The sequence below is a fragment of the Chryseobacterium phosphatilyticum genome, assembly GCF_002899825.2.
Taxonomy (GTDB): Bacteria; Bacteroidota; Bacteroidia; order Flavobacteriales; family Weeksellaceae; genus Chryseobacterium; species Chryseobacterium phosphatilyticum.
Genome location: NZ_PPED02000047.1, coordinates 1 through 544 on the forward strand (window position 1 = coordinate 1; position 544 = coordinate 544).

The window sequence follows — 544 nt, forward strand, 5'->3', positions numbered from 1 at the left end:
GCTTAGACCTTGGCCGGTGCGGTCCAGCCGATCCGGGCAAGCGTGCCGAGAAGGGTCGAACGCGGCACCTTGAAGGTCCGGCAGACGGACGCCTTGCTGGCCCCGCCATCCAGCGCGGCGGTGATCCGCTCGAGCGTTTCGGCGTCGATCATCGGCGGGCGGCCACCTTGGCGTCCCCGGCGTTTGGCAGCAGCCAGTCCCGCCATCACCCGTTCGCGCGTGAGCGCACGCTCATATTGTGCCAATGCACCGAACAGCGAGAACAGCAATTCGCCGTGCGGCGTGGTCGTATCCATCTGCTCGGTCAGCGACCGGAACGCGATGCCGCGCGCCTTCAGATCGGTGACGATCGTCAGCAGGTGCGGCAGCGAGCGTCCGAGCCGGTCGAGCTTCCACACGATCAGTGTGTCGCCCGCGTTCAGATAGTCGAGGCAGGCTTTCAGGCCTGGTCGGTCGTCGCGCGCGCCGGATGCCTTGTCGGTATGGAGATGCCGATGATCGACCCCGGTTGCGACGAGCGCGTCCCGCCGGAGATCGACCGTTT

General features: G+C 66.9%; 1 protein-coding gene. It reads right to left on the reverse strand.

All coding sequences use genetic code 11. The features are described 5' to 3' along the window. Positions 1-2: 2 nt before the first annotated feature. The coding region (locus C1631_RS25370) for a recombinase family protein (protein ID WP_109714480.1) at positions 3-544 on the reverse strand (542 nt) is incomplete at its 5' end.